The sequence below is a fragment of the Micromonospora sp. DT227 genome (assembly GCF_049841835.1).
Classification (GTDB): Bacteria; Actinomycetota; Actinomycetes; order Mycobacteriales; family Micromonosporaceae; genus Micromonospora.
This window is the reverse complement of record NZ_JBNCLA010000001.1, coordinates 1,014,028-1,033,619: the sequence shown is the minus strand read 5'-3', so window position 1 is coordinate 1,033,619 and position 19,592 is coordinate 1,014,028. Positions and strand designations below refer to the sequence as shown.

The 19,592-nt window shown below is 74.0% G+C and carries 21 protein-coding genes and 1 pseudogene; 4 read left to right on the top strand and 18 right to left on the bottom strand.

The window, feature by feature from the left end; all coding sequences use genetic code 11:
- Positions 1–10: 10 nt before the first annotated feature.
- The 4 genes and pseudogenes from ACLQ2W_RS05120 to ACLQ2W_RS05105 all read right to left on the bottom strand — a co-directional run.
- A pseudogene (locus tag ACLQ2W_RS05120) lies at positions 11–521 on the bottom strand (hypothetical protein); the annotation flags it as partial.
- 67 nt (positions 522–588) lie between these two features.
- Positions 589–1,974, bottom strand: a complete 1,386-nt coding sequence (locus ACLQ2W_RS05115; protein WP_425786016.1) for a glycoside hydrolase family 6 protein — start codon at positions 1,972–1,974, stop codon at positions 589–591.
- A gap of 154 nt (positions 1,975–2,128) precedes the next feature.
- Entirely contained in the window at positions 2,129–2,563 is a 435-nt protein-coding gene (locus tag ACLQ2W_RS05110; protein WP_425785409.1) for a DUF4913 domain-containing protein, read from the bottom strand.
- 26 nt (positions 2,564–2,589) lie between these two features.
- Positions 2,590–3,387 (bottom strand): hypothetical protein, encoded by a 798-nt coding sequence (locus ACLQ2W_RS05105; RefSeq protein WP_425785408.1) that lies wholly within the window; start codon positions 3,385–3,387, stop codon positions 2,590–2,592.
- 156 nt (positions 3,388–3,543) lie between these two features.
- On the opposite strand from ACLQ2W_RS05105, the gene ACLQ2W_RS05100 reads away from it, so the two are divergent.
- Positions 3,544–5,118, top strand: coding sequence for a mucoidy inhibitor MuiA family protein (locus ACLQ2W_RS05100; protein ID WP_425785407.1), 1,575 nt, complete (start codon positions 3,544–3,546; stop codon positions 5,116–5,118).
- Positions 5,119–5,177: 59 nt separating this feature from the next.
- On the opposite strand, the gene ACLQ2W_RS05095 is transcribed toward ACLQ2W_RS05100, so the two are convergent.
- The 4 genes from ACLQ2W_RS05095 to ACLQ2W_RS05080 form a co-directional block, all read right to left on the bottom strand.
- Complete coding sequence (locus ACLQ2W_RS05095) at positions 5,178–5,447, bottom strand: GlsB/YeaQ/YmgE family stress response membrane protein (RefSeq protein WP_107154844.1); 270 nt, start codon at positions 5,445–5,447, stop codon at positions 5,178–5,180.
- A 114-nt stretch (positions 5,448–5,561) separates the two neighbouring features.
- Positions 5,562–6,974: a DUF6297 family protein gene (locus tag ACLQ2W_RS05090; protein ID WP_425785406.1), complete on the bottom strand. Its 1,413-nt coding sequence runs from the start codon at positions 6,972–6,974 to the stop codon at positions 5,562–5,564.
- Positions 6,971–7,588: an ABC transporter ATP-binding protein gene (locus ACLQ2W_RS05085; protein WP_396773142.1), complete on the bottom strand. Its 618-nt coding sequence runs from the start codon at positions 7,586–7,588 to the stop codon at positions 6,971–6,973. Before ACLQ2W_RS05085 ends, ACLQ2W_RS05090 begins: the two co-directional genes overlap by 4 nt.
- Before the next feature lie 103 nt (positions 7,589–7,691).
- Positions 7,692–8,612, bottom strand: coding sequence for an ion transporter (locus tag ACLQ2W_RS05080; protein WP_425785405.1), 921 nt, complete (start codon positions 8,610–8,612; stop codon positions 7,692–7,694).
- A 174-nt stretch (positions 8,613–8,786) separates the two neighbouring features.
- Here ACLQ2W_RS05080 and ACLQ2W_RS05075 point away from each other — a divergent pair, with 174 nt between their 5' ends.
- Positions 8,787–9,968, top strand: coding sequence for an MFS transporter (locus tag ACLQ2W_RS05075; RefSeq protein WP_425785404.1), 1,182 nt, complete (start codon positions 8,787–8,789; stop codon positions 9,966–9,968).
- Here the strand turns inward: ACLQ2W_RS05075 and ACLQ2W_RS05070 are convergent.
- The 6 genes from ACLQ2W_RS05070 to ACLQ2W_RS05045 form a co-directional block, all read right to left on the bottom strand.
- Positions 9,946–11,064 (bottom strand): magnesium and cobalt transport protein CorA, encoded by a 1,119-nt coding sequence (locus tag ACLQ2W_RS05070; protein WP_425785403.1) that lies wholly within the window; start codon positions 11,062–11,064, stop codon positions 9,946–9,948. The two genes, ACLQ2W_RS05075 and ACLQ2W_RS05070, sit on opposite strands and share 23 nt — an antisense overlap.
- Positions 11,065–11,122: 58 nt before the next feature.
- Positions 11,123–11,803, bottom strand: a complete 681-nt coding sequence (locus tag ACLQ2W_RS05065; protein ID WP_425785402.1) for a response regulator — start codon at positions 11,801–11,803, stop codon at positions 11,123–11,125.
- The gene (locus ACLQ2W_RS05060) at positions 11,800–11,928 is read right to left on the bottom strand and encodes a hypothetical protein (protein ID WP_425785401.1); all 129 of its coding nucleotides are present in this window, start codon (positions 11,926–11,928) and stop codon (positions 11,800–11,802) included. The genes ACLQ2W_RS05065 and ACLQ2W_RS05060 overlap by 4 nt, the downstream gene beginning before the upstream one ends.
- Before the next feature lie 72 nt (positions 11,929–12,000).
- Positions 12,001–13,185 carry an FUSC family protein gene (locus ACLQ2W_RS05055; protein ID WP_425785400.1) on the bottom strand — a complete coding sequence of 395 codons (1,185 nt, stop codon included), beginning with the start codon at positions 13,183–13,185 and terminating at the stop codon, positions 12,001–12,003.
- A gap of 133 nt (positions 13,186–13,318) precedes the next feature.
- Positions 13,319–13,537 (bottom strand): hypothetical protein, encoded by a 219-nt coding sequence (locus tag ACLQ2W_RS05050; protein WP_396856221.1) that lies wholly within the window; start codon positions 13,535–13,537, stop codon positions 13,319–13,321.
- 68 nt (positions 13,538–13,605) lie between these two features.
- Positions 13,606–14,640, bottom strand: coding sequence for an extracellular catalytic domain type 2 short-chain-length polyhydroxyalkanoate depolymerase (locus ACLQ2W_RS05045; RefSeq protein WP_425785399.1), 1,035 nt, complete (start codon positions 14,638–14,640; stop codon positions 13,606–13,608).
- 171 nt (positions 14,641–14,811) lie between these two features.
- Here ACLQ2W_RS05045 and ACLQ2W_RS05040 point away from each other — a divergent pair, with 171 nt between their 5' ends.
- Entirely contained in the window at positions 14,812–15,558 is a 747-nt protein-coding gene (locus ACLQ2W_RS05040) for an SAM-dependent methyltransferase (protein WP_425785398.1), read from the top strand.
- Positions 15,559–15,635: 77 nt separating this feature from the next.
- A complete protein-coding gene (locus tag ACLQ2W_RS05035) occupies positions 15,636–16,061 on the top strand; it encodes an ATP-binding protein (RefSeq protein ID WP_425785397.1) in 426 nt (141 codons plus the stop codon).
- Positions 16,062–16,064: 3 nt separating this feature from the next.
- Here ACLQ2W_RS05035 and ACLQ2W_RS05030 read toward each other — a convergent pair whose 3' ends face one another.
- The 4 genes from ACLQ2W_RS05030 to ACLQ2W_RS05015 all read right to left on the bottom strand — a co-directional run bounded on the left by ACLQ2W_RS05030 (position 16,065) and on the right by ACLQ2W_RS05015 (position 19,565).
- Complete coding sequence (locus tag ACLQ2W_RS05030; protein ID WP_425786015.1) at positions 16,065–17,042, bottom strand: aldo/keto reductase; 978 nt, start codon at positions 17,040–17,042, stop codon at positions 16,065–16,067.
- 66 nt (positions 17,043–17,108) lie between these two features.
- Positions 17,109–17,600 carry a DUF2231 domain-containing protein gene (locus tag ACLQ2W_RS05025; RefSeq protein WP_425785396.1) on the bottom strand — a complete coding sequence of 164 codons (492 nt, stop codon included), beginning with the start codon at positions 17,598–17,600 and terminating at the stop codon, positions 17,109–17,111.
- Between the two features lie 109 nt (positions 17,601–17,709).
- Positions 17,710–18,900, bottom strand: a complete 1,191-nt coding sequence (locus ACLQ2W_RS05020) for a sensor histidine kinase (RefSeq protein WP_425785395.1) — start codon at positions 18,898–18,900, stop codon at positions 17,710–17,712.
- A 2-nt stretch (positions 18,901–18,902) separates the two neighbouring features.
- Entirely contained in the window at positions 18,903–19,565 is a 663-nt protein-coding gene (locus tag ACLQ2W_RS05015; RefSeq protein ID WP_425785394.1) for a response regulator transcription factor, read from the bottom strand.
- Between the last annotated feature and the right edge of the window lie 27 nt (positions 19,566–19,592).

The window sequence follows — 19,592 nt, the reverse complement described above, 5'->3', positions numbered from 1 at the left end:
TCGGACCGGCTCAGGGCGTGGTCAGGTCGAACTTTCGGACGGTGACCGCGCCGCCGAGCGACTGGGTGGCGTAGTTGAACACGGCGAACCGGTAGGCCATGAAGAACTGCCAGGCGTGGTTGAGGGTGCACGCCGGCCCGAGGCTGACGAACGTGGTGCCGTCGGTGCTGTAGGAGAAGCGGGCCTGCCGTCCCGCGCCGGGTCTGGCGCGGCGGGCGCGGCACGTTCGGGTACGGGTAGTTCGCCGCCCACCGGCCGTTGACGGTTTGCGGCACCGGCCAGTCCGCGTTCCAGGTGATCGGGGCCAGCGTGGGGATCCGGCCGCCGGGGTAGGCGTCGATGAACGCCATGTAGTACCAGTCACCGTTCTGGGTCTGCACCAGTCCGCCCTGGTGCGGCACGGAACCCGGTTCGCCCTGGATCGGGCCGGGCAGGTTCAGCAGCACCTCCTTCGTCTCGTACGGGCCGAAGGGGCTGCGCGAGCGCAGCACGTACTGACCGTTGGCGGGCTTGGTGAGCCAGGTCAGTCACTCACCAGGGCCCGGTGCGGAGGGTGATCCTCCGTACCGGGCCCCGGCGTCGCGCGGGTCAGGCAGCCGCGCAGGTGGCCGTCGCACCGGGGCCGGTGCCGGTGCCCTGGAAGCCGAAGTTGGTCGACTGCCCGGCGCCGACGTGCCCGTTGTAGCTCACGTTGGTGAACCGGATGGTGCCGCTGGTGCCGCTGGCCTGGGCGCTCCAGACGCCGGTGGTCGCGGCGCCGCCGGGCAGCGTGATGGTCACGGTCCAGCCGTTGAGGTCCGCCGAGCCGGCGGTGACCGTCACGCTCGCGGTGAAGCCGCCGGCCCACTGGTTGAGCGACACCGACGCGGAGCAGCCGTTGCCGTTCGGCGGCGGCGTGGTCGGCGGCGCGGTGGTCGGGGGCGCGGTGGTCGGCGGCGCGGTGGTGGGCGGCGCGGTGGTCGGCGGCGCGGTCGTCGGCGGCGTGGTGGTGGGCGGGTTCGGGGCGCCGTTGGCCAGGCTGAAGGCCAGGTCGGGCTGGAACGAACCGGCCGTGTAGCGGCAGCCGTCCGCCTCGCCCGGCGGCTTCACCCACAGGTACGCGTCGATGTTGGCGTCGTTGGTGGCGGTGGTCGGGTACATCCCGATGCGCCGGTCGGTGTTGTCGTCGCCGCACCAGTCCCCGCTGGCGCCGCCGTTGCGGCTGGTGTCGATGACCTGGCGCTTGCCGGAGATGCCCATGCCGTTGAGGGCGGAGATGACGCCCCGGCCGAAGTTCGCCTCGCTCGAGGTGGGGTTGAAGTTCGACACGTTGGTGAAGAAGCCGTCGGCGTACTGCACGCCGGCGTTCCGGAGCCGGTTGGCCGTCTCGTTCGCGCTGTTCCAGGTGGAGTGACCGCCGTCGAGGTACACCTTGGCGTTGGGGTTGGCCGACTTGATGGTCCGGGTGGCGGTCGAGATCGCCTGGTTGCGGGCGTTGAGCTCGCCGCTGTTCAGGCACGTCTGGAGCGCCAGCGAGTCGGTCTCCAGGATGATCAGGACGGTCTGGTTGCCCAGCCCACGGGCGAAGTTGGACACCCACGTCTGGTACTGGTTGAGGTCGGGCGCGCCGCCCGCGCTGGCCCCGCCGCAGTCCCGGTTGGTGATCTCGTAGACCGAGAGCACCGGGATCTGCTGCGCGGCGTTGGCCGCGCCGATGAACCCGGAGACCTCGGACTGGATGGTCGACGGGTTGAAGTTGGCGAACCAGCGGGCCTGCGGCTGACTCGCGATCTTGTCGCGGATGACGGCGGCCCGCGAGTCGCCGGGGTTGGCGGCGACCCAGCGGACGACCGCCGAACTCGGGTCGCGGTAGAGCGAGCCGGACACCGTGCCGGCGGACGCGTCGCCGATGGTGAGGCTGACGCCGGCGGCCGTGACGGCCGCCACGGCCGCCACGCCGAGGGCCGCGGATCTGCGGCGCAGCGGGGAGAGCATAGCCACGACGTGTTTCCTCCTGATCACATAGATGTATCTAAGTTCATGGGAGCGTTCCCATGAAGGTAGCGGAGTGTGGCACCGCTGCCAAGACGGGAAACACGTCGATGGGCGGATCCGCGACGTTCGCGGACCCGCCCATCGGCCGACTGCCTCACCCGGCGAAGTAGTCCTCCACCTCCGGACTCTCCTTGTCGCGGTGGACCCCGGTCTTGCACCCGGCGAACGGACCCGCCGGATCCCGCAACGACGACATCACCGGGTTGAGATGGTCGCGGTGCCAGGACGCCGGGCCGGACAGCCCGCCCCCCACCCCGGTCAGCTCCTGCCAGGCCAACCAGAGACCGTGCAGGAGGGCGACCGCCTCGGCGTGTTCCCACCAGCGCGGGCACCACGGCGCCCGCGAGGTGACCTCCCGCCCGTAGATCGGCAGCAGCAGGTGCTCCACCCAGACGGCCAGCCCGGCCAGCGCGGCGTCGTACTCGTCGCCGTCCAGGTGCACGATGAACGGAGACCGGAGCACCGGCGGGGGTGGGGGCGGCGGGGGCAGCTCCGGCGCGCGGTCGACGTGGACGACTGCTTCGGTCATGTGGTCCCTTTCCGATTCGGCGGCGGCTACTTGGTCGGCGCCGGTCCCTTCGACTTCGCCTCCGTGTTGGTGAAGGCCGACGTCCGGGTGGAGGCGGCCGAATCGACCGGACCGATCCGGGCCACCTCACCACCGGTCACGCGCCGGGAGGACGCCTCGTTGTAGATCGCCCGGACCTGGTTGTTGACCGGCCCCTGGAGACCGGCGCTGTTCAGGGTGCCGATCATCTCGGCGGCCACGCTCTCGTTGTGCTGGTTCGGCGACGCGTGGACGTAGTCCACCCGCCTGTCGACGTAGTCCGCCCAGCCGGGATTGTTCTGGATGCCCGCGTCACGGGTGGACGCCGAACGCACCTCGTCCCAGTTGGCGGAGATGGTGTCCGCCTGCCGGGAGTAGGACTCGCGGAGCGCCGGCGCCTCGGCGTCGGTGCCGGGCAGGTGGAAGTTGGCCCCGTAGAGGTCGCGGTCGACCGGGTGCTGGTAGACGTTGTTCGCGTCCTCGTGGTGCAGCTCGTGGTCGAGCGTCGCCTGGGCGGTGTACCCGGGCGTGCCCGACTGCGGGTAGTAGGGGTAGGCGGGGTCGTAGGTGATCGTGCTCGGCCCGGACTGGCTCGCCCCCCACCGGGCCGACTGGCCGTCGTCCTGCTGCTGGAACTGGACCCCGCCGACGTTCTGCGCGGCGGTGTCGCGGATGCGTGACGTCTCCGAGTCGGAACTGGACGGGTCCGACGGTGCTCGGCCCCCGCTCACCTCCCGCCGACGCTGCTCGTACTTCAGCCGGCTCATCTTGATGCTCTCGCTGTGCTGCTTGTCCTTCTTCCCCATCGCACCGTTCCTCTCATCCGCTCGGGTCCGGCCCGCCTTGCCCGGTGCCGGACGATCGACGCACCCCATGACGCGGCGATCCCGGCTCCGGTTCACCGGCGCCGCCGGAAAACCGGGCCCGAGCGGCGCGGGCGCCGCTGAACTACCCTCGCCGCCGTGGACACCGCAGAGATCGAGGCACCCGTCGTCGGCGTCACCGTCTATCCGGACCGGGCCCGGGTCACCCGCCGCGGCAGCATCCGGCTGCCCGCCGGCGACCATCGGGTACGCGTCGCGCCACTCCCGCTCGGCCTGCGACGCGACTCGGTCCGGGTCGGCGGCCGGGGCGCGGCCACCGTGCTCGGCGTCGACGTGACCACGTGGCGGCAGGCCCGCAGCACCGACGCGCAGGTCGCCGGCCTGGAGCAGCGACGCCGCGACCTGGCCGACGAGCTGGCCGGGACCGAGGACGCGGACGGCATCGAGGAGCAGCGCGAGCAGTTCCTCACCCGGCTGGCCGAGCGCGCCGGCGGCACGTACGCCCGGGCGCTGGCCGCCGGCGACGCCGCGCCGGCCGACGTGGCGGCCTTCAGCGACTCGCTCGCCGGTCAGCTCGCCGACTCCCGGGCCCGACGTCGCGGCCTGAACCGGCGTCGGACCGAGCTGGCCGAGGAGCTGGCCGCGGTCGAACGCGATCTGACCGCCGCGCAGGACAAGCGGGCACCGGACCGGCTGGCCGTCGAGGTGACCGTCGACGTGACAGCCGACGACGCCGAGGTCGAGCTGGAACTGAGCTACCTGGTGGACGGCGCGCGCTGGACGCCCTCCTACGATCTGCGGCTGCTCGACGACACCATGACCGTCACCTGGTTCGGGCTGGTCAGCCAGAGCACCGGGGAGGACTGGCCGGAGTGCGAGGTGCGGCTCTCCACCGCCCGGCCGGCGGCGGCTGCCGGCGTACCCGAGCTGTCGCCCTGGTATCTCGACCGGTTCCGGCCGGCGATACCGCGCGCGATGTCGGCGGACATGCCGGCGCCGCCGGCTCCCGGCGCGGCGCTGGCCGGCGGCGGTCCGGCCCGGTCCGCGGCGCCCAAGCCGCGCCTGCGGGAGAGCGTCGCGGAGGTCGAGCAGGGGGTCAGCGCGGCCACCTACCGGCCGGCCCGGCCGCTGGCGGTGCCGGCCGACGGCAGCGCGCACCGGGCCACCATCGCGGTGCTGGAGCTGCCGGCCCGGCTGGACCACGTGACCGTGCCGGTCCGCGCCGCCGAGGCCCACCTGCGGGCGACGGTACGCAACACGTCGGCGCACACGCTGCTCCCCGGCCCGGCGGCGGTGTTCCACGGCGCCGACTTCGTCGCGGCGACCCGGCTGCCGACGTGGGCGCCGGGCGAGGAGACCGAACTGGCGCTCGGGGTGGACGACCGGCTGCGGGTGGAGCGGAAGCTGCACCGGCGCACCGAGACGAAGGCGACGCTCGGGTCGACCCGGCGGCGGGAGGTGGAGTACCGGATCACCGTCGCCAACCACACGCCGCGACCGGCGACGGTCGAGGTACGCGACCAACTGCCGGTCTCCCGCGACGAGACGGTGGTGGTACGCGAGACGGCGGTGGCGCCGCAGCCGGCGGAGCGTACCGAGCTGGGCGAGCTGACCTGGCGGTTGTCGCTGGCACCGGGCGACCGCGGGGAGATCACGCTGGGCTTCCGGGTGGAGCTCGCCAAGGGTGTCGAGTTGACCGGCTGGCGGGAGTAGCCGTTAGGCGGGGCCCCTTGTTATGCAGAATGCGTTAACAAGGGGCCCCGCCTTCCACGTCAGTGGCGGCGGCGTCCGTACGCCCCGGCGGCGATGTACACGCCGGCCGCGGCGAAGAGCACCTGGAGCAGCAGTTCGATCCAGTCGATGCCGGCCGTGTCGTCCACGCCGAACAGGCCGGCCACGAGGGTGCCCAGGATCGCGGCGACCACACCGATGAGCAGGGTGAGCCAGATCGGGATGTTCTGCTTGCCCGGCACCACCAGGCGGCCCAGCGCGCCGATGATGAGGCCGATGATGATCGCGGTGAGGAAACCGGTAACTTCCACGGGAGCCGTCCTGTTCTTCCGATGGGCTGACGTCTCGTTCGGTGCCCCGCCCGACCCGCCGCCGAAACGCGAGTCGCGTTTTTTCACACAACTGTCATGGCGAGCCGGCCCAGGTCAGGCCCAGAGAAGCTGCGCCACGACCAACGCGCCGACCACGTCCGGTCCCCGTACCACCTGCCGAATGAGATCGACCGGGATCATTCCCACGGGGGTGTCCACGGCGACGCCGCCGTACTTCATCGTCGGCCGGGTGGCGGCCCGGTAGGCGGCGGCCACGGTGCCGAGCACCAGCACCCCGTCGAGCACGCCGACGCCGGCGCCCACCATCGGCAGGGACACCGCGTACCAGATCACCACGGACACCGCCGGCACCACCAGGTGCGCCAGGTTGAGCACGGTGTCCCCGCCGCCCAGCGAGCGACGCAGGCCGGCGGACCGCCCGACGGCACGCAGGCCACCGGTCAACCGGCCGACCGCCAGGAACCCGAGGACCACCTGCGCCGGGCCGGCCAGCGTGGGCAGCGCCACCGCGACCGCGTACAGGGTGAGCAGCAGGGCCACCCAGACCACGAGCGCGCTGGGGTGGCGGACCGGACGCCACAGCTCGGCCTGCACCAGCGCGCCGAACCGGCCGAGCGGGCGGAACCGGCGACTCGACACCACGCCTATCGACCGCCAGCGGCGGCTCTCCACCAGACCGGTGAGGAACGACGGGTCGAGCAGCAGCGCGGCGCCGGCCGCCGCGTCCGCCACCTGGGCGCCGCTGACCAGGGACGCCCGGTCCACCGACGGCAGCGCCCGGTACGCCCGGAGGACGGCCACCACGACCGGCGGCACCGCCGCGAACCCGAGCGCCCAGGCGAGGGACGCCGTCGGCGGCGGCACGGAGAAACCGGTCAGGTGACCCACGACCAGCGACGCCGCCACCACGGCGGCGGCGGCGAACAGCCCTCGGTCGAGGAACCGGGCCCACCCGGCACGGCGCGGACTGCCCTGGGCGACGACCGCCAACGCCACGGCCAGCGTGCCGCAGGCGGCCCCGGCCACGGCCGAGCCGGCGAGGTCGGTCGCGCCGCCGGCGCCGGTCGCCACCGCCGCGGCCAGACCGACCAGGCCACCACCGACGACCGCCGCGACCAGCAGCACGACGAAGCGGGGCAACAACCAGCCCCGCCGGTCGACCGGCGAGCTGACCACCCAGGACTGCGCGGCCGGCGACACCACCAGCGGGCCCACCGCCCGCAGGCCCCGCCAGGCGAGCCCGGCGACGGCCAGGGCGGCGGCGACCCCGAACCAGTACCGGTCCCCCGGATCACCCTGCCGGCCCGACGGTGACCCGAGGTAGTCGCGTACCTCGCTCACCATCGCCCAGCCGTACATGCCGGCGAAGAGCACGAGGACGTAGGCGTCGGTGAGCACGTCACCGAGCGACACCGCCCGGTGGCGTCGCCGGGTCCGCCGCAGCCGGCCCCGGAGCCGACGCGCGTCGGGCGGGCTGCCCGGCCGGACGTCGAGTTCGGTGCTCACGCACCGCCGCCGATCTCGAGCCGGTCGTCCGCGGTCGCCGCCGCCAGCTCGGCGTCGTGCGTCGCCATCAACACGGCCGTGCCCGCCCGCTTCTCGCGCAGCAGCCGGTCGGCCAGCCACGCCCGGCCCCGGGCGTCGAGACGCTGCTCCGGCTCGTCCAGCACGAGCAGGCGGCGGGGGCGGACGAAACACGAGGCCAACGCCAGCCGCCGCCGCTGCCCGCTGGACAGCGTCGAGGGCAACTGGTCGCGGGCGCGCTCCAGCCCCAGCTCGGCGATCACCTCGGCCACCGTCGCACCGGAGCCGCCGTGGGCGTACGCGACGAGTTCGAGGTGCTCCACGACGGACAGGTCCGGAAAGAAGTCGATGTCGTCAAGCGCGGCGGCCAGCAGGGCGCGCGTCCGGGCATCGGTCTCGTAACAGCGCCGGCCGTCCAGCAGCACCTCGCCCGCGTCGGGGCGGTCCGCGCCCACCACGCACCGCAGCAGCGTGGTCTTCCCGCTGCCGTTCGGCCCGACCACCACGGCGAGCCGGCCGGCGGCCAGGCCGAAGGACACGTCCTCCAGCACGGTCAACTGTCCGAACCGCCGGGTCAGGCCGCGTACCGTGAGCATGTCCACGACTCCACACTGTGGCACAGCGGCGCAGCCGTCCCACCGTGGCACAGCGGCGCAGCCGTCCCACCGTGGCACAGCGGCGCAGCCGGTCCGGCACGCCTCAGCGCCGGTGCGCGTCCTCCCGGTCGATCCGCAGTTCCCGCTCCAACTCGGCGACGACCGTACGCAGGTCGTCCAGGCGCTGACTGATGGCGATCCGGTCCACCTCGTCCGGCACCCCGTCGCCGTCGGAGTCGTAGTCCGGTGCCAGCCCTTCGGTCATCTCCAGCCGCCGGGCCTCCTCCATCGAGTTGACGATGACGGCGATGAGGATGTTCAGCAGCAGGTTGACCGCGATCATCACGAAGCTGACGTAGTAGAGCAGCGTCCACGGCGACAGCTCCAGGCCCTGTTCGAGCAGGTCGGGCAGCGTCTCCAGGGAGAGCAGCACGAAGAGCGTCACCAGCGAGCGGCCGATGTCGCCGTACTGCTCGGGATAGCGGTCGCCGAAGATCAGCCAGCCGGCCATGCCGTAGACGTAGAGCGTGACGCCGGCCAGCGCCAGGAACGCCGCCACGCCGGGCAGGCTGCGCCACAGCGCCGTGACGATGGTGCGCAGGCCGGGCGAGAAGCGGACCAGCCGCAGCACCCGGGCCACCCGCACGAAGCGCAGCACGGCCGGGTCGCCGTGCAGCCACGGGATGAAGATCGCGACGGTCACCAGCAGGTCGAACACGTTCCAGCCGTGCCGGAGGAAGTCCTGCGGCCGGCGCCCGTACGCGAGCACCCGGACGGCGATCTCCACGACGAAGACCACCCGGAACACCCACTCGATGCCGCGCAGCACCGCCGCCGTCGCATCCGGATGCGGGTACGTCTCGATGCCCAGCACCACACCGTTGGCCATGATGAGCACGACGATCGCGACCTCGAACGGCCGGGACGCGACGATCCGGGCGCACCCGGCCGCCAGTCCCCGTTCCGCGCCGCCCGGACGGCGCGCCCCCCGCTGGGCCGGCAACTCGCTCCGCCGGTCAACCATTCCGACACCCTATGGGTTAACGTCGGCGGATGATCCCGGCGACCGCCTTCGCGCAGTGGATCACACCCGCCCTCCCGCTCTACGGCGACGATCCCGACCGGGCCGACTTCGCTCCCTGAGGCGCGCGACGCAGCCGACGCCTCCACCCGATCCGCACTCCGGGAGCGATGCCCCATGTCCGTCGACGTCTCCATCCGGGCGGTGCTGCGTGCCCCGCAGGTCGCCCGCGTCCTCCTGGGCAGCCAGCTCGGCCGGCTGCCCACCGCCAGCGGCCCGCTGGCGCTGCTGCTCTTCGCCCGCCAGTCGCTGAGCCTGGCCGTCGCCGGCCTGCTGGTCGCCGCGTACACGGCCGGCATGGCGGTGGGCACCCCACTGCTGGCCCGGGCGGTGGACCGCTGGCGGCAGCCACCGGTGCTCTGGGCGGCGGCGGTCATCTCCGGGCTCGGCTTCGGCGCGGTGGCGCTCACCGGCGGGCACCTGGCCGGCGCGGTCACCGGCGCGGCGGTCGCCGGCCTCGGCACCCCGCCGCTGGAGGCGTGCCTGCGCACGCTCTGGCCGGCGCTGCTGCCGCCGGGCACGGTGCCCACCGCGTACACGCTGGACATCGCCGTCCAGGAAGTGATCTTCGTGGTGGGTCCGCTGGTCACGCTGCTCGCGGTGACCGTCGGTGGGCCGGCCGCCGGGCTGTTCGCCGCCGCCGTGGTGCAGCTCGCCGGCACCGCGGTGTACGCGCTGAGTCCCGCCGCCCGGTCCTGGCGCGGGGTGGCCGCGGTGCGGCACTGGGCCGGGCCGCTGCGCGTACCCCGGTTCGCGGTGATGATGCTCGGCGTGGTCGGCGTCGGCGCGGCGGTGGGCAGCATCGCGGTGGCGGTGACCGGCTACGCCGAGGCGGCCGGCGACCGGCGGCTCAGCGGGTGGCTGCTGGCCGCGCAGGCGACCGGCGCGCTGGTCGGCGGCCTGTGCTGGACCCGGGTCCGGCCGGGCGGGCCCGGTCGGCTGCCGCTGCTGGCCGCCGCGCTCACCGTCGGTTTCCTGCCGCTGCTGCTGGCGCCCGGTCCGGTGCCGATGGCCGGCCTGCTCGCGGTCAGCGGGCTGGCGCTGCCGCCGGTGCTGACCGCCGTCTTCCTCACCGCCGAGCGGCTCGCCGAGCCCGGCACGGTGGCCGAGGCGTTCGCCTGGGTGAGCACCGCCTTCGTGGTGGGCAGCGCGGCCGGCTCGGCGCTCGCCGGCGTCTCGGCCGGCGTCCGATACGGGCTGGTGGTCGCGCCCGCCGCCGCGCTGCTCGGCGCCGCGATGCTGTGGACGATCGCGCGCCCCGCCCGGGCGGTCGGGCTCACAGCCAGCCGCGGCGCTTGAACAGCAGGTAGAGCGCCGCGCAGACGGCGAACATCAGGGCGACCGCGAACAGGTAGCCGTACCGCCAGTCCAGCTCCGGCATGTGGGTGAAGTTCATCCCGTAGACGGTGCCGATCAGGGTGGGCGCGAACAGGATCGCCGCCCAGGCGGAGACGCGCTTGACCTCCTCGTTCTGCTCGAAGCTGGCCGCGGTGAGGCTGCGCATCTCCTCGTTCTGCGCCTGCGAGACAAGCGTCGCGTTGACGGTGAGGATGTTCTGGAGCAGGTGCCGGAACCCGTCCACCCGCTCCACCACCTGGGTCAGATGGTCGGCCACGTCGCGCAGCAGGCGGCGCAGCTCCTCGTCCGTGCCGTAACGGTCGAAGCCGCCGGTGAGCGCCTCGACGACCTTGAGCAGCGGTCGCGCCGCGCGCTGGAACTGGATCACCTCGCGGCTGAGCTGGTAGATGCGGCGGCTGGCGTTCGGGTCGCCGCCGAACACCTCGGTCTCGATCTCGTCGATGTCGTTCTCCAGGCCGGCGACCACCGGGGCGTAGCCGTCGACCACCCGGTCGAGCACGGCGTAGAGGACCGCCTCGGGACCGAGCGCGAGGACGGTCGGGTCCGCCTCCAGCCGCCGCCGGACGGCCGCCAGGTCGGGCGTGCCGCCGTGCCGGACGGTGATCACGAAACCGGGGCCGAGGAAGAGGTGCAGCTCGGCGAACTCGACCGCCTCCCGCGCGTCGAGGTACCGGGCGGCGCGCAGCACCACGAAGAGGGTGTGGCCGTACCGCTCCAGCTTCGGTCGCTGGTGCGCGTTGATGGCGTCCTCGACGGCCAGCTCGGGAAGCTGGAACTCGGCGGCCAGCGAGGCGATCTGCTCCCGGCTCGGCCGGCGCAGCCCGATCCAGGCCATGCCGCCGTCGAGCTGTTGCAGGCAGCGGAACGTGTCGGCGAGGCCGAGCGGCGACGCGCGCCGGACACCGTCGACGTAGACACCGCTGTCGACCAGCCCGGGGGGCCGTTCCGGCTCGGCCGCGCCGTCGTCGACGGCGTGCTCGTCCAGGCGGCGGCCGAACCCCTCCGGCGGCGGCGTCACGAACCGGTTGTCCGCCATGCCCCTCCCCCGCTGCCCGACCGGCTCGCCGAGTCCCCCGTGCGGCCCGGCGCAAACGTCAGGGCCGGTAGCGGTAGCCCATGCCGGGCTCGGTGATCAGGTGCCGGGGCCGGGCCGGGTCGTCCTCCAGCTTGCGGCGGAGCTGGGCCAGGTACTGCCGGAGGTAGGTGGTCTCCTGCTGGTACTCCGGCCCCCACACGTCGTGCAGGAGCTGCCGCTGGCTGACCAGCTTGCCGGGGTTGCGCAGCAGCTTCTCCAGCACCGCCCACTGGGTGGGGGTCAGTTTGATCTCGGTGCCGTCGTCCCGGGTGACGGTGCGGTCGGCCAGGTCGACGGTGGTCCGGCCGATCCGCAGCGCGGGAACGCCGGGGGTGGCGGGTGCCAGCCGTCGGGTCACCGCGCGGATCCGGGCGAGCAACTCGTCCACCCCGAACGGCTTGGTGACGTAGTCGTCGGCGCCCGCGTCCAGCGCGGCGACCTTGTCCTCGCTGCCGGCCCGACCGGAGAGCACGATGATCGGCACGGTGGTCCAGCCGCGCAGCCCCCGGATGACCTCGGTGCCGTCCAGGTCGGGCAGGCCGAGGTCGAGCACCACCAGGTCCGGCGGATGGCCGGCGGCGGCCTTCAACGCGGCGGCGCCGCTGCCGGCCACGTCGACGTCGTAGCCGCGGGCCCGCAGGTTGATCCGCAGCGCGCGGACGATCTGCGGTTCGTCGTCGACGACCAGGATGCGCGTCATTCCCACGGCCCTTCCGACTCGGTGACGGCGGGCAGCCGCAGCACCATGGTGAGACCGCCGCCGGGCGTGGTCTCCGGGGTGATGCTGCCACCCGTCGCCTCGGCGAGCCCCGGGGACAGCGCCACGCCCAGGGGTCATCACGCGACCATCACGCCGGACGATGGTTTCTTGACGCGTCCTGCACGCGGGCGGGTCGGTCACGCCGACCGGTCGAGCGGGCCGAACGCGGACCGGACCAGCCGGTTCGCCTCGTCCTGGTCGACGTCGGTGGCGACCAGCAGGTCACTGGCCGCGGTGCGCACCTGGGCCACCACGACCGCGCCGGAGAAGTCCACCCCGGCCCGGTACGCGCGCCCGGCCTCGGCCACCGCCCGCAACGCGGCCTCCCGGCAGCGGCTCGGCTCCGCCACGCCCCGGGCGAACTCCTTGCGCAGCCGGCGGGCCGCCTCGGCCAGCCCCGACACGGCGGCCGGCATGGCGTCCGGGATCCGCTCGCCGTCGGCGAGCAGCGTGACCGCCCGCCGGATCAGCGTGCCGCTGTTACGCATCGCCCGGTCCACCGGCTCGACCGAGTTCGCGTACCGGCCGAGCGGCCCCTGCCGGGTGGTCCAGTAGACCGGCGAGAGCGTGGCGGCCTCCCGGGCGCCCTGCGCGGCCTCGCCGAAGGCGCCCATCTCCTCCTTGTTGTCGCGCAGCCGGTCCCGGGCGGCGATCGCCGCCTCGACGTCCCGCCCGCGCAGCGCGTCGGCGGTGCGGTCCAACTGGTCGGCGAGCAGCGTCAACGCGGGGCCGGCCGCCCGGTTGATGATCCGCAGCGGGTTCAGGGGCAGCAGCACGGCGGTCACCAGCAGCGTCGCGCCGCCCCCGATCAACGCGTCGACCACCCGGGGCGCTTCGAGGTTCGGCATGGTCGGCGTCAGCGTGCCGATCAGCACCGCGGTCGCGCCGGCCTGGACCACCAGCGCCGGGCTGCGACCGACGAACGCCGCCACCAGGATGGCCAGCGCCACGATGGCGCCGAGCTGCCAGGCGCCGACCCCGACCAGGCTGATCAACAGGTCGCCGACCAGGATGCCGACCGCCACGCCGAGCACCAGTTCGACGGTACGGCGCAGGCGTTGCCCCACCGAGGCGGCGAGCGCCACCACCGCCGAGATCGGGGCGAAGACCGGTTGGGCCACGTGCAGCAGCGAGTCCGCGGCCCACCAGGAGAGGCCGGCGGCCAACCCGGCCTGGGCGGCCAGCCCGGCGCCCGCGCGTACCCGACGGAACCGGTCCGTCAGCAGCGCCGGCACGGCCCGCAGCCGGCGGGCGAGGCGCTGGTCTCCGGCGGCCTTGTCCCCGGCGGTCTGGTCACCGCCGCCCGCTCCCGCACCGGCCACGGCCGGGCGTACCCGCCTGCGGTCGGCTCAATCCTGCTCAGCCGCCGTGGGCGTGGGCGTGGGCGTGGGCGACCACCGCGTCACTCGTCGACCGGGCGGTGCACGGCGGCCGGGACTGACCGCCGCGCCCGGATCAGCGGGGCATCTCCCGCCAGCCGGTGCCGCTCGCCCGCCACGCCCCGGCGAGGATGCTCGCCGAACCGCGACTCGGGCACTGCTGGATCTTCGACCGACCGGCGGCGCCGCCGATCTGGGCCTGGACCTGCCAGCGCTGCCCGTCGGTGCAGATGTAGACGTCGCGGCGCCCGCGAGGGATGTTGACGCCGTTCCACCAGTGTTCCTCGACGACCATGAGTTGACCGTACCGCAGGTGACCCGGTCCGGCCCAGACCCGGCCGCCGGACCGGGTTTCCACGCCGGTCAGCCGTCCAGCCGACGGACCATGTTCATGACGGTCTCGACCTGGGCACCGCCCTTGATCGGGTAGTTCGTGGCACCGAGGTAGCCCCACCAGTCCCAACAGCCGTTCGGGTTGACTCCGGAGGCGATCGCCTGCGGATAGAGCACGATCAGCCGGTTGGTGTCGGCGTACTGGTTGAGGTTGGCCCGGTCGACGAACGCGGTACCGACCCGGGCGTACCCCTGGGCGCAGCCGTGCAGCGCGACCAGCAGCCGGCAGGTGGTGCCGGCGGCGCAGGCGGCCGGCACGTACGCGAAGCCGCTACCGTCCATGCTCAGCCCGTTGGCCCAGCCGTTGACCGCGAAGCTGTCCTGGCTGAATCGGATCAGCGTGCCGCCGAGCGGGCCGGTGTTCGGCGCGGCGACCGGGCCGAGCAGGTGGGCGAGGAACGCGCCCTGCGGGTCGGTGCCGCAGTCGGCGAGGAACGGCGAGGCGGTGGCCGTGCAGCCGACCGTGCCGTAGGGCGTGACCCAGGAGTGCCCGGCCGCACCGCCGGAGTCGTAGCGGACGCCGGCGCCGAAGTCCTGGTAGTAGCGGACCAGGTCGTCGGTGACCGATTTCTTCACGGTGGCGTCGCTGGTGCCGTGGTAGACGTAAACCGGCTGGCCGGCCAGGTTGCCGGTGCCGTCGATCCAGCCGGACGAGGCCCAGGCGCGGGTGTACGCCTCCAGGTTGCCCAGGTACGTGGGGTAGATGTTGTCGCCGCAGCCGTAGAGCGCCTGCGGGACGCTGTTCTGCGCGCAGTAGTACGGCCCGGCCGCGAAGATCGCCGCGCCCCGGATCCGGGCCGAGTAGGCGACCTGGAGCTGGGTGGCCAGGTATCCACCGGAGGAGACCCCGGCGACGTAGACGGCGGAGACCGGGTACGCGCGCAGCGTGCCGGCGACCGGAGCCTTCGTGTACGGAGTGCTCGCGGCCCGGGCGGCGACGCCATCGGGCAGGACCAGCAGGAGCGCGGCGGCGAGGGTGGTGACGGCTTTCCACGGTGTCTTCATGGGGTTCTCCCGTCCGAGCGCCGGCGGGACGGCCGGCGTGCCGGCACGCTAGCGTGACATCGACCACAGCAGATATCCGTACGGTCGACACCTCGCCCGCCGGGGCGGTGTGGGCCGTCCACCCCGAAATCCCCTGGACCGTCGCCGGGGCCCGAACTAGCGTCCCGGCGGATGGACCTGCCACGAAGCTTCACCATCCGCGAGGGCGACCTGCGCGTCCTCAACCCGATCGACGAGGCAAAGCTGGCCACGCTGGGTCGGGTGCTCCGGCTCCCGCCCGGCACGGAGCTGCTCGACCTGTGCAGCGGCAAGGGCGAACTGCTCTGCACCTGGGCCCGGGACCACGGCGTCACCGGCACCGGCGTCGACATCAGCACCGTGTTCACCGCCGCCGCCCGGGACCGCGCCACCGAGCTGGGCGTCGCCGACCGGGTCCGGTTCGTGCACGGCGACGCCGCCGCGTACGTTCCGGAACGTCCGGTCGACGTGGCCGCCTGCGTCGGCGCGACCTGGATCGGCGACGGCGTCCCCGGCACGTTGGAACTGCTCGACCGCGCGCTGCGCCCCGGCGGCCTGGCCCTGGTCGGCGAGCCGTACTGGCGGCGGGACCCACCCGACGCCGAGACCGTGACCGGCTCGCACGCGCGGTCCCGGGACGAGTTCCACGACCTGCCCGGCCTGGTCCGGCTCTTCGGCGCGTGCGGCTGGGACCTGGTCGAGATGGTCCTCGCCGACCAGGACAGCTGGGACCGCTACGCCGCCGCGCACTGGTTGAACCTGCGGCGCTGGCTGGACGCCAACCCGGACGACGAGCTGGCCCCGGAGCTGCGGCAGGAGTTGACCGAGGACCCGCTGCGGTACGTCCGCTTCCAGCGCGAACATCTCGGTTGGGGGGTGTTCGCGCTGATGCGCCGCTGATGCCCCGGCTCCGGTCGGCCCCGTCGACCGCGGGCCGGCCGGGCTTAGCAGATCGCTACGCAGGGTAAAGACAGATCATGGGACAGTTGCGCACGTCGCCGCCGCCACCGCAGGCCACCGAGCTGGAGCGGTGGGTGCTCGACACCCCGGAAGAGCTGCGCGACGTGCGGGCCTCGCTGCGCGAGGCGTTGAACCGGCACGGGCTGGTGCAGGGCGAGGATCTGGACGAGGTGCCGCACATGGTGCTGCTCGTCGTCACCGAGCTGGCCAGCAACGCGCTCCGGCACGGGCGACCCCCCACCATCGTCACGCTGCTGGCCACCGACGACTGCTTCCTGTTGGAGGTGGCCGACCACGACGTCAGCTCGGTGCCGGAGCTGTCCGACATCCACCCGCTCGACTCGGGCGGACGCGGGCTCTTCCTGGCCCAGTCGATCTCGCTCGACGTCGGCTGGTACGCCACCACCACCACCAAGCACATCTGGGCGGCGTTCTCGCGATAGCGCTCAGAAACCGGACACCGGGTGCGGGACGTACGGCGCCTCCAGCTCCGCCACCTCGGCGTCGGTCAACTCCATCTCCAGCGCGGCGACCGCGTCGGTCAGGTGGTGCGGCTTCGTCGCCCCGACGATCGGCGCGGTCACCGCCGGATGGCGCGCCACCCAGGCCAACGCCACCTGGGCGCGCGGCACGCCACGCTGCGCGGCGACCCGGCCCACCGCGTCGACCACCGCCCGGTCGTGCTCCTCGGTACGCGCGTACAGCTTGCGGCCGAACTCGTCGGTGTCCGCCCGCGCGGTCCGCTCCCCCGGGTCGCGGGTCAGCAGGCCGCGGGCCAGCGGACTCCACGGGATCACCGCGACGCCCTCGTCGAGGCAGAGCGGCAGCATCTCCCGCTCCTCCTCGCGGTAGATCAGGTTGTAGTGGTTCTGCATCGAGACGAACCGGGTCCAGCCGTGCCGCTCGGCGACCCCGAGCGCCTTGGCGAACTGCCACGCGTACATCGACGAGGCGCCGAGGTAGCGGACCTTGCCGACCCGGACCAGGTCGTGCAGCGCCTCCAGCGTCTCCTCGATCGGCGTGGCCGGGTCGAGACGGTGGATCTGGTAGAGGTCGACGTAGTCGGTGCCGAGCCGGCGCAGGCTCGCGTCGATCTCGCTCATGATGTGCTTGCGGGACAGGCCGCCCCGGTTCGGTCCCGACCCCCTCCGGCCGTGGACCTTCGTCGCGATCACCACCTCGTCGCGGTCGGCGAAGTCCTTCAACGCCCGGCCGACGATCTCCTCGCTGGTGCCGTCGGAGTAGACGTTGGCGGTGTCGAAGAAGTTCACCCCCAGCTCCAGCGCCTGCCTGATGAAGGGCCGGGCGTGGTCCTCCGGCAGCGACCACGGGTGCGTGCCCCGGCCCGGCTCGCCGTAGCTCATGCAACCCAGGCAGAGCCGGGACACCTGAAGGCCGGTGGAGCCGAACGTCACGTAATCCATGCGGTCCATCTCACCACCGCCGTCCCGGCTCCGCAGTCCGGCGGCCCGGCCACCGGGACGGACGGCTCAGTCGCCCTGTTCCGCGGTGGCCGCCGGGACGTCACCCCAGACCGCCTTCGCCCCGGACTCGCCCACCCGGTAGACCTGGACCAGGTTCGCCGCGGCCACCACCACCGCCAGCACGGCCACCACCACGCCCGGGACGCCGGGTCCGGTCCTCGCCCCGGCATCGGCCGGCCGCTCCGCCCGGCGCTGCAACCAGACCAGCGCGACGGCGACGAGCAGCAACGGCAACGCGAACCAGAGCAGTTGGTCGCCCAGCTCGGCGTGCCGGCCCGGGTCGCCGACCCGCCGCTCCAGGCTCTCCCCGCTCTCCGTGGCCAGCGGGATCGCGGCGGTGGCCAGCGCGGCGACCAGCACCACGAGCCACCCGAAGCGGCCCCGCCAGGCGGGGCGTACGGCCAACGCGAGCACGCCCAGCGCGGCCAGCGGCAGCAGGACCACCACCGCGTGCACCACCAGCGGATGCAGGGGCAGTCCGTTCACGGAGTCCGGCACGATGATCTCCTCGGCGGTCGGGGCGTCGGTCCGCCCTCACCGTGCCCGGCGTTTCTTGCGAAGTTCTTGCCCCGACCCGCTCCGGAGCGGGGATCCGGCCCGTACCCGCTCAGGCGGGCGGCAGCAGCAGCGTGAAGGTGGCGCCGCGACCCGGCGCGCCGGCCACCTCGACCGTGCCCCGGTGCGCCTGTGCCACGTGCTGGACCAGGGCGAGACCGAGACCGAACCGCCGACCGGCCCCGGCCGTGCCGTGCGCGAACCGCGCGAACAGGCGGTCCGCCTCCGCCGGGTCCAGGCCGACCCCGTCGTCGGCGACCTCGGCGGCGATCCGCCCGTCCCGGCGGGACACGGTCACCGTGACGTGCCCGCCCGCCGGCACGTGCCCGACGGCGTTGTCCACCAGCGCGGTCACCGCCCGGCGCAGGGCCGGGCCGGCGCCCCGGACCAGCGCCGGACCGGCCGCCACCAGCCGCAGCTCCACCTGCCGCTCGCCGGCGTACGCGGACATGCTGCCCACCACCTCGCGGGCCACCTCGGTCAGGTCCACCGCGGTGTCCGGCAGCGGCTGGTGCTCGGCGGCGGCCGACACCAGCAGGTCCTCCACCACCTCGCCGAGCGCCCGGGTGTCCGCCACGAGCTGGTCGAGCTGCCCGGCCAGCCGCTCCGCCGGCTGTTCCCGGGCCCGCCGGGCCAGCAGTTGCGCCCGGGTGTGCAGCACGGTCAGCGGGGCACGCAGCTCGTGCGAGGCGTCCGCCACGAACCGGCGTTGCATGCCCAACGCGGCGGCCAGCGGGGCGACCGCCCGGCGGGCCAGCAGTGTCGCGGTCACCAGCGCGCCGGCCAGTCCGGCCAGCTCGGCCACCAGCAGCGCGAGGCCGAGCTGCCCCTGCCGGCGCCGGAGCGGGGCCAGCTCGGCGGCGACCGCCCAGCGGGTGCCGTCGGCCCGGCGCGCCACCGCCACCCGGACCGGCCGGTCATCGCCGGCCGTCGCGTCGTGGCGGCCGGGCGGACGGCGTACCGCCTCGTCGAGCACGCGGGTCAGCTCCGGGGACGCGCCCGGCGTCACCTCGACGACCGGGTCGCCGGGACGCTGCCGCGCCAGGAACTGCCCCGGCGGCGGATCGTCGACGTCCTCGGCGGCGGCCAGCACCCGGGTCAGCTCACCGTCCAACGCCCGGGACTCCTGTCGGCTGGTCAGCGCGAACATCAGCGCGCCGACGAGCAGCAGGACCAGCCCGATCGCGCCGGCGGTCTGCGCCACGCTGCGCCGGCGGGCACGGGCGAGCCGGGCCTCGTCCACGCTCAGCCGGCCCCGAGCCGGTAACCCAGCCCGTGCACCGTCCGGACGGCGTCCCGCCCCAGCTTCCGGCGCAGGTGGTGGACGCAGGCGTCGACGGTGCCGGGCGCGTCGGCGCGGTCGAACGCGGTGTTGAGCAGCTCCGCCCGGGTGAAGACCTTGCGGGGCCGGCCGGCGAGGGCGTGCAGCACGGCGAACTCGCGGGCGGAGAGCGGGATCTCCTCGGCGCCGTCGACGACCCGACGATTACCCACGTCGAGCCGGCCGCGGCCCAACGGCAACCAGCTCGCGCCGTCCGGGTGGCGGCGGCGCAACGCCCGCAGCCGGGCCGACAGCTCCGCCACCTCGAACGGCTTGACCAGGTAGTCCTCCGCCCCGGCGTCCAGGCCGGCGACCCGGTCGTGCACCGCGCCACGGGCGGTGAGCAGCAGCACCGGGCAGGCGACGCCGTGCGCCCGCAGCCGGGTGACCAGCTCCAGCCCGTCCAGCGCGGGCAGCCCCCGGTCGACCACCATGACCTGGTAGTCCCGGGTCAGCGCCCGGTGCAGCCCGAGGTGGCCGTCGCCGGCCACGTCGACGTCGTACCCCTCCTCGGTGAGCAGGTCGGCGAGGAGACCGGACAGGGCGTGGTCGTCCTCGACCAGCAGCAGGCGGGGGCGGCTCTCCACCCGGCCAGTATTCACCCGGCGGGTCGG

Coding starts and splice junctions, on each gene's coding strand:
- ACLQ2W_RS05040 (WP_425785398.1), top strand. CDS start 14,812: ATGGACCTGCCACGAAGCTTCACCATCCGCGAGGGCGACCTGCGCGTC.
- ACLQ2W_RS05110 (WP_425785409.1), bottom strand. CDS start 2,563: ATGACCGAAGCAGTCGTCCACGTCGACCGCGCGCCGGAGCTGCCCCCG.
- ACLQ2W_RS05080 (WP_425785405.1), bottom strand. CDS start 8,612: ATGGTTGACCGGCGGAGCGAGTTGCCGGCCCAGCGGGGGGCGCGCCGT.
- ACLQ2W_RS05075 (WP_425785404.1), top strand. CDS start 8,787: ATGTCCGTCGACGTCTCCATCCGGGCGGTGCTGCGTGCCCCGCAGGTC.
- ACLQ2W_RS05085 (WP_396773142.1), bottom strand. CDS start 7,588: ATGCTCACGGTACGCGGCCTGACCCGGCGGTTCGGACAGTTGACCGTG.
- ACLQ2W_RS05115 (WP_425786016.1), bottom strand. CDS start 1,974: ATGCTCTCCCCGCTGCGCCGCAGATCCGCGGCCCTCGGCGTGGCGGCC.
- ACLQ2W_RS05045 (WP_425785399.1), bottom strand. CDS start 14,640: ATGAAGACACCGTGGAAAGCCGTCACCACCCTCGCCGCCGCGCTCCTG.
- ACLQ2W_RS05065 (WP_425785402.1), bottom strand. CDS start 11,803: ATGACGCGCATCCTGGTCGTCGACGACGAACCGCAGATCGTCCGCGCG.
- ACLQ2W_RS05030 (WP_425786015.1), bottom strand. CDS start 17,042: ATGGATTACGTGACGTTCGGCTCCACCGGCCTTCAGGTGTCCCGGCTC.
- ACLQ2W_RS05050 (WP_396856221.1), bottom strand. CDS start 13,537: ATGGTCGTCGAGGAACACTGGTGGAACGGCGTCAACATCCCTCGCGGG.
- ACLQ2W_RS05035 (WP_425785397.1), top strand. CDS start 15,636: ATGGGACAGTTGCGCACGTCGCCGCCGCCACCGCAGGCCACCGAGCTG.
- ACLQ2W_RS05105 (WP_425785408.1), bottom strand. CDS start 3,387: ATGGGGAAGAAGGACAAGCAGCACAGCGAGAGCATCAAGATGAGCCGG.
- ACLQ2W_RS05070 (WP_425785403.1), bottom strand. CDS start 11,064: ATGGCGGACAACCGGTTCGTGACGCCGCCGCCGGAGGGGTTCGGCCGC.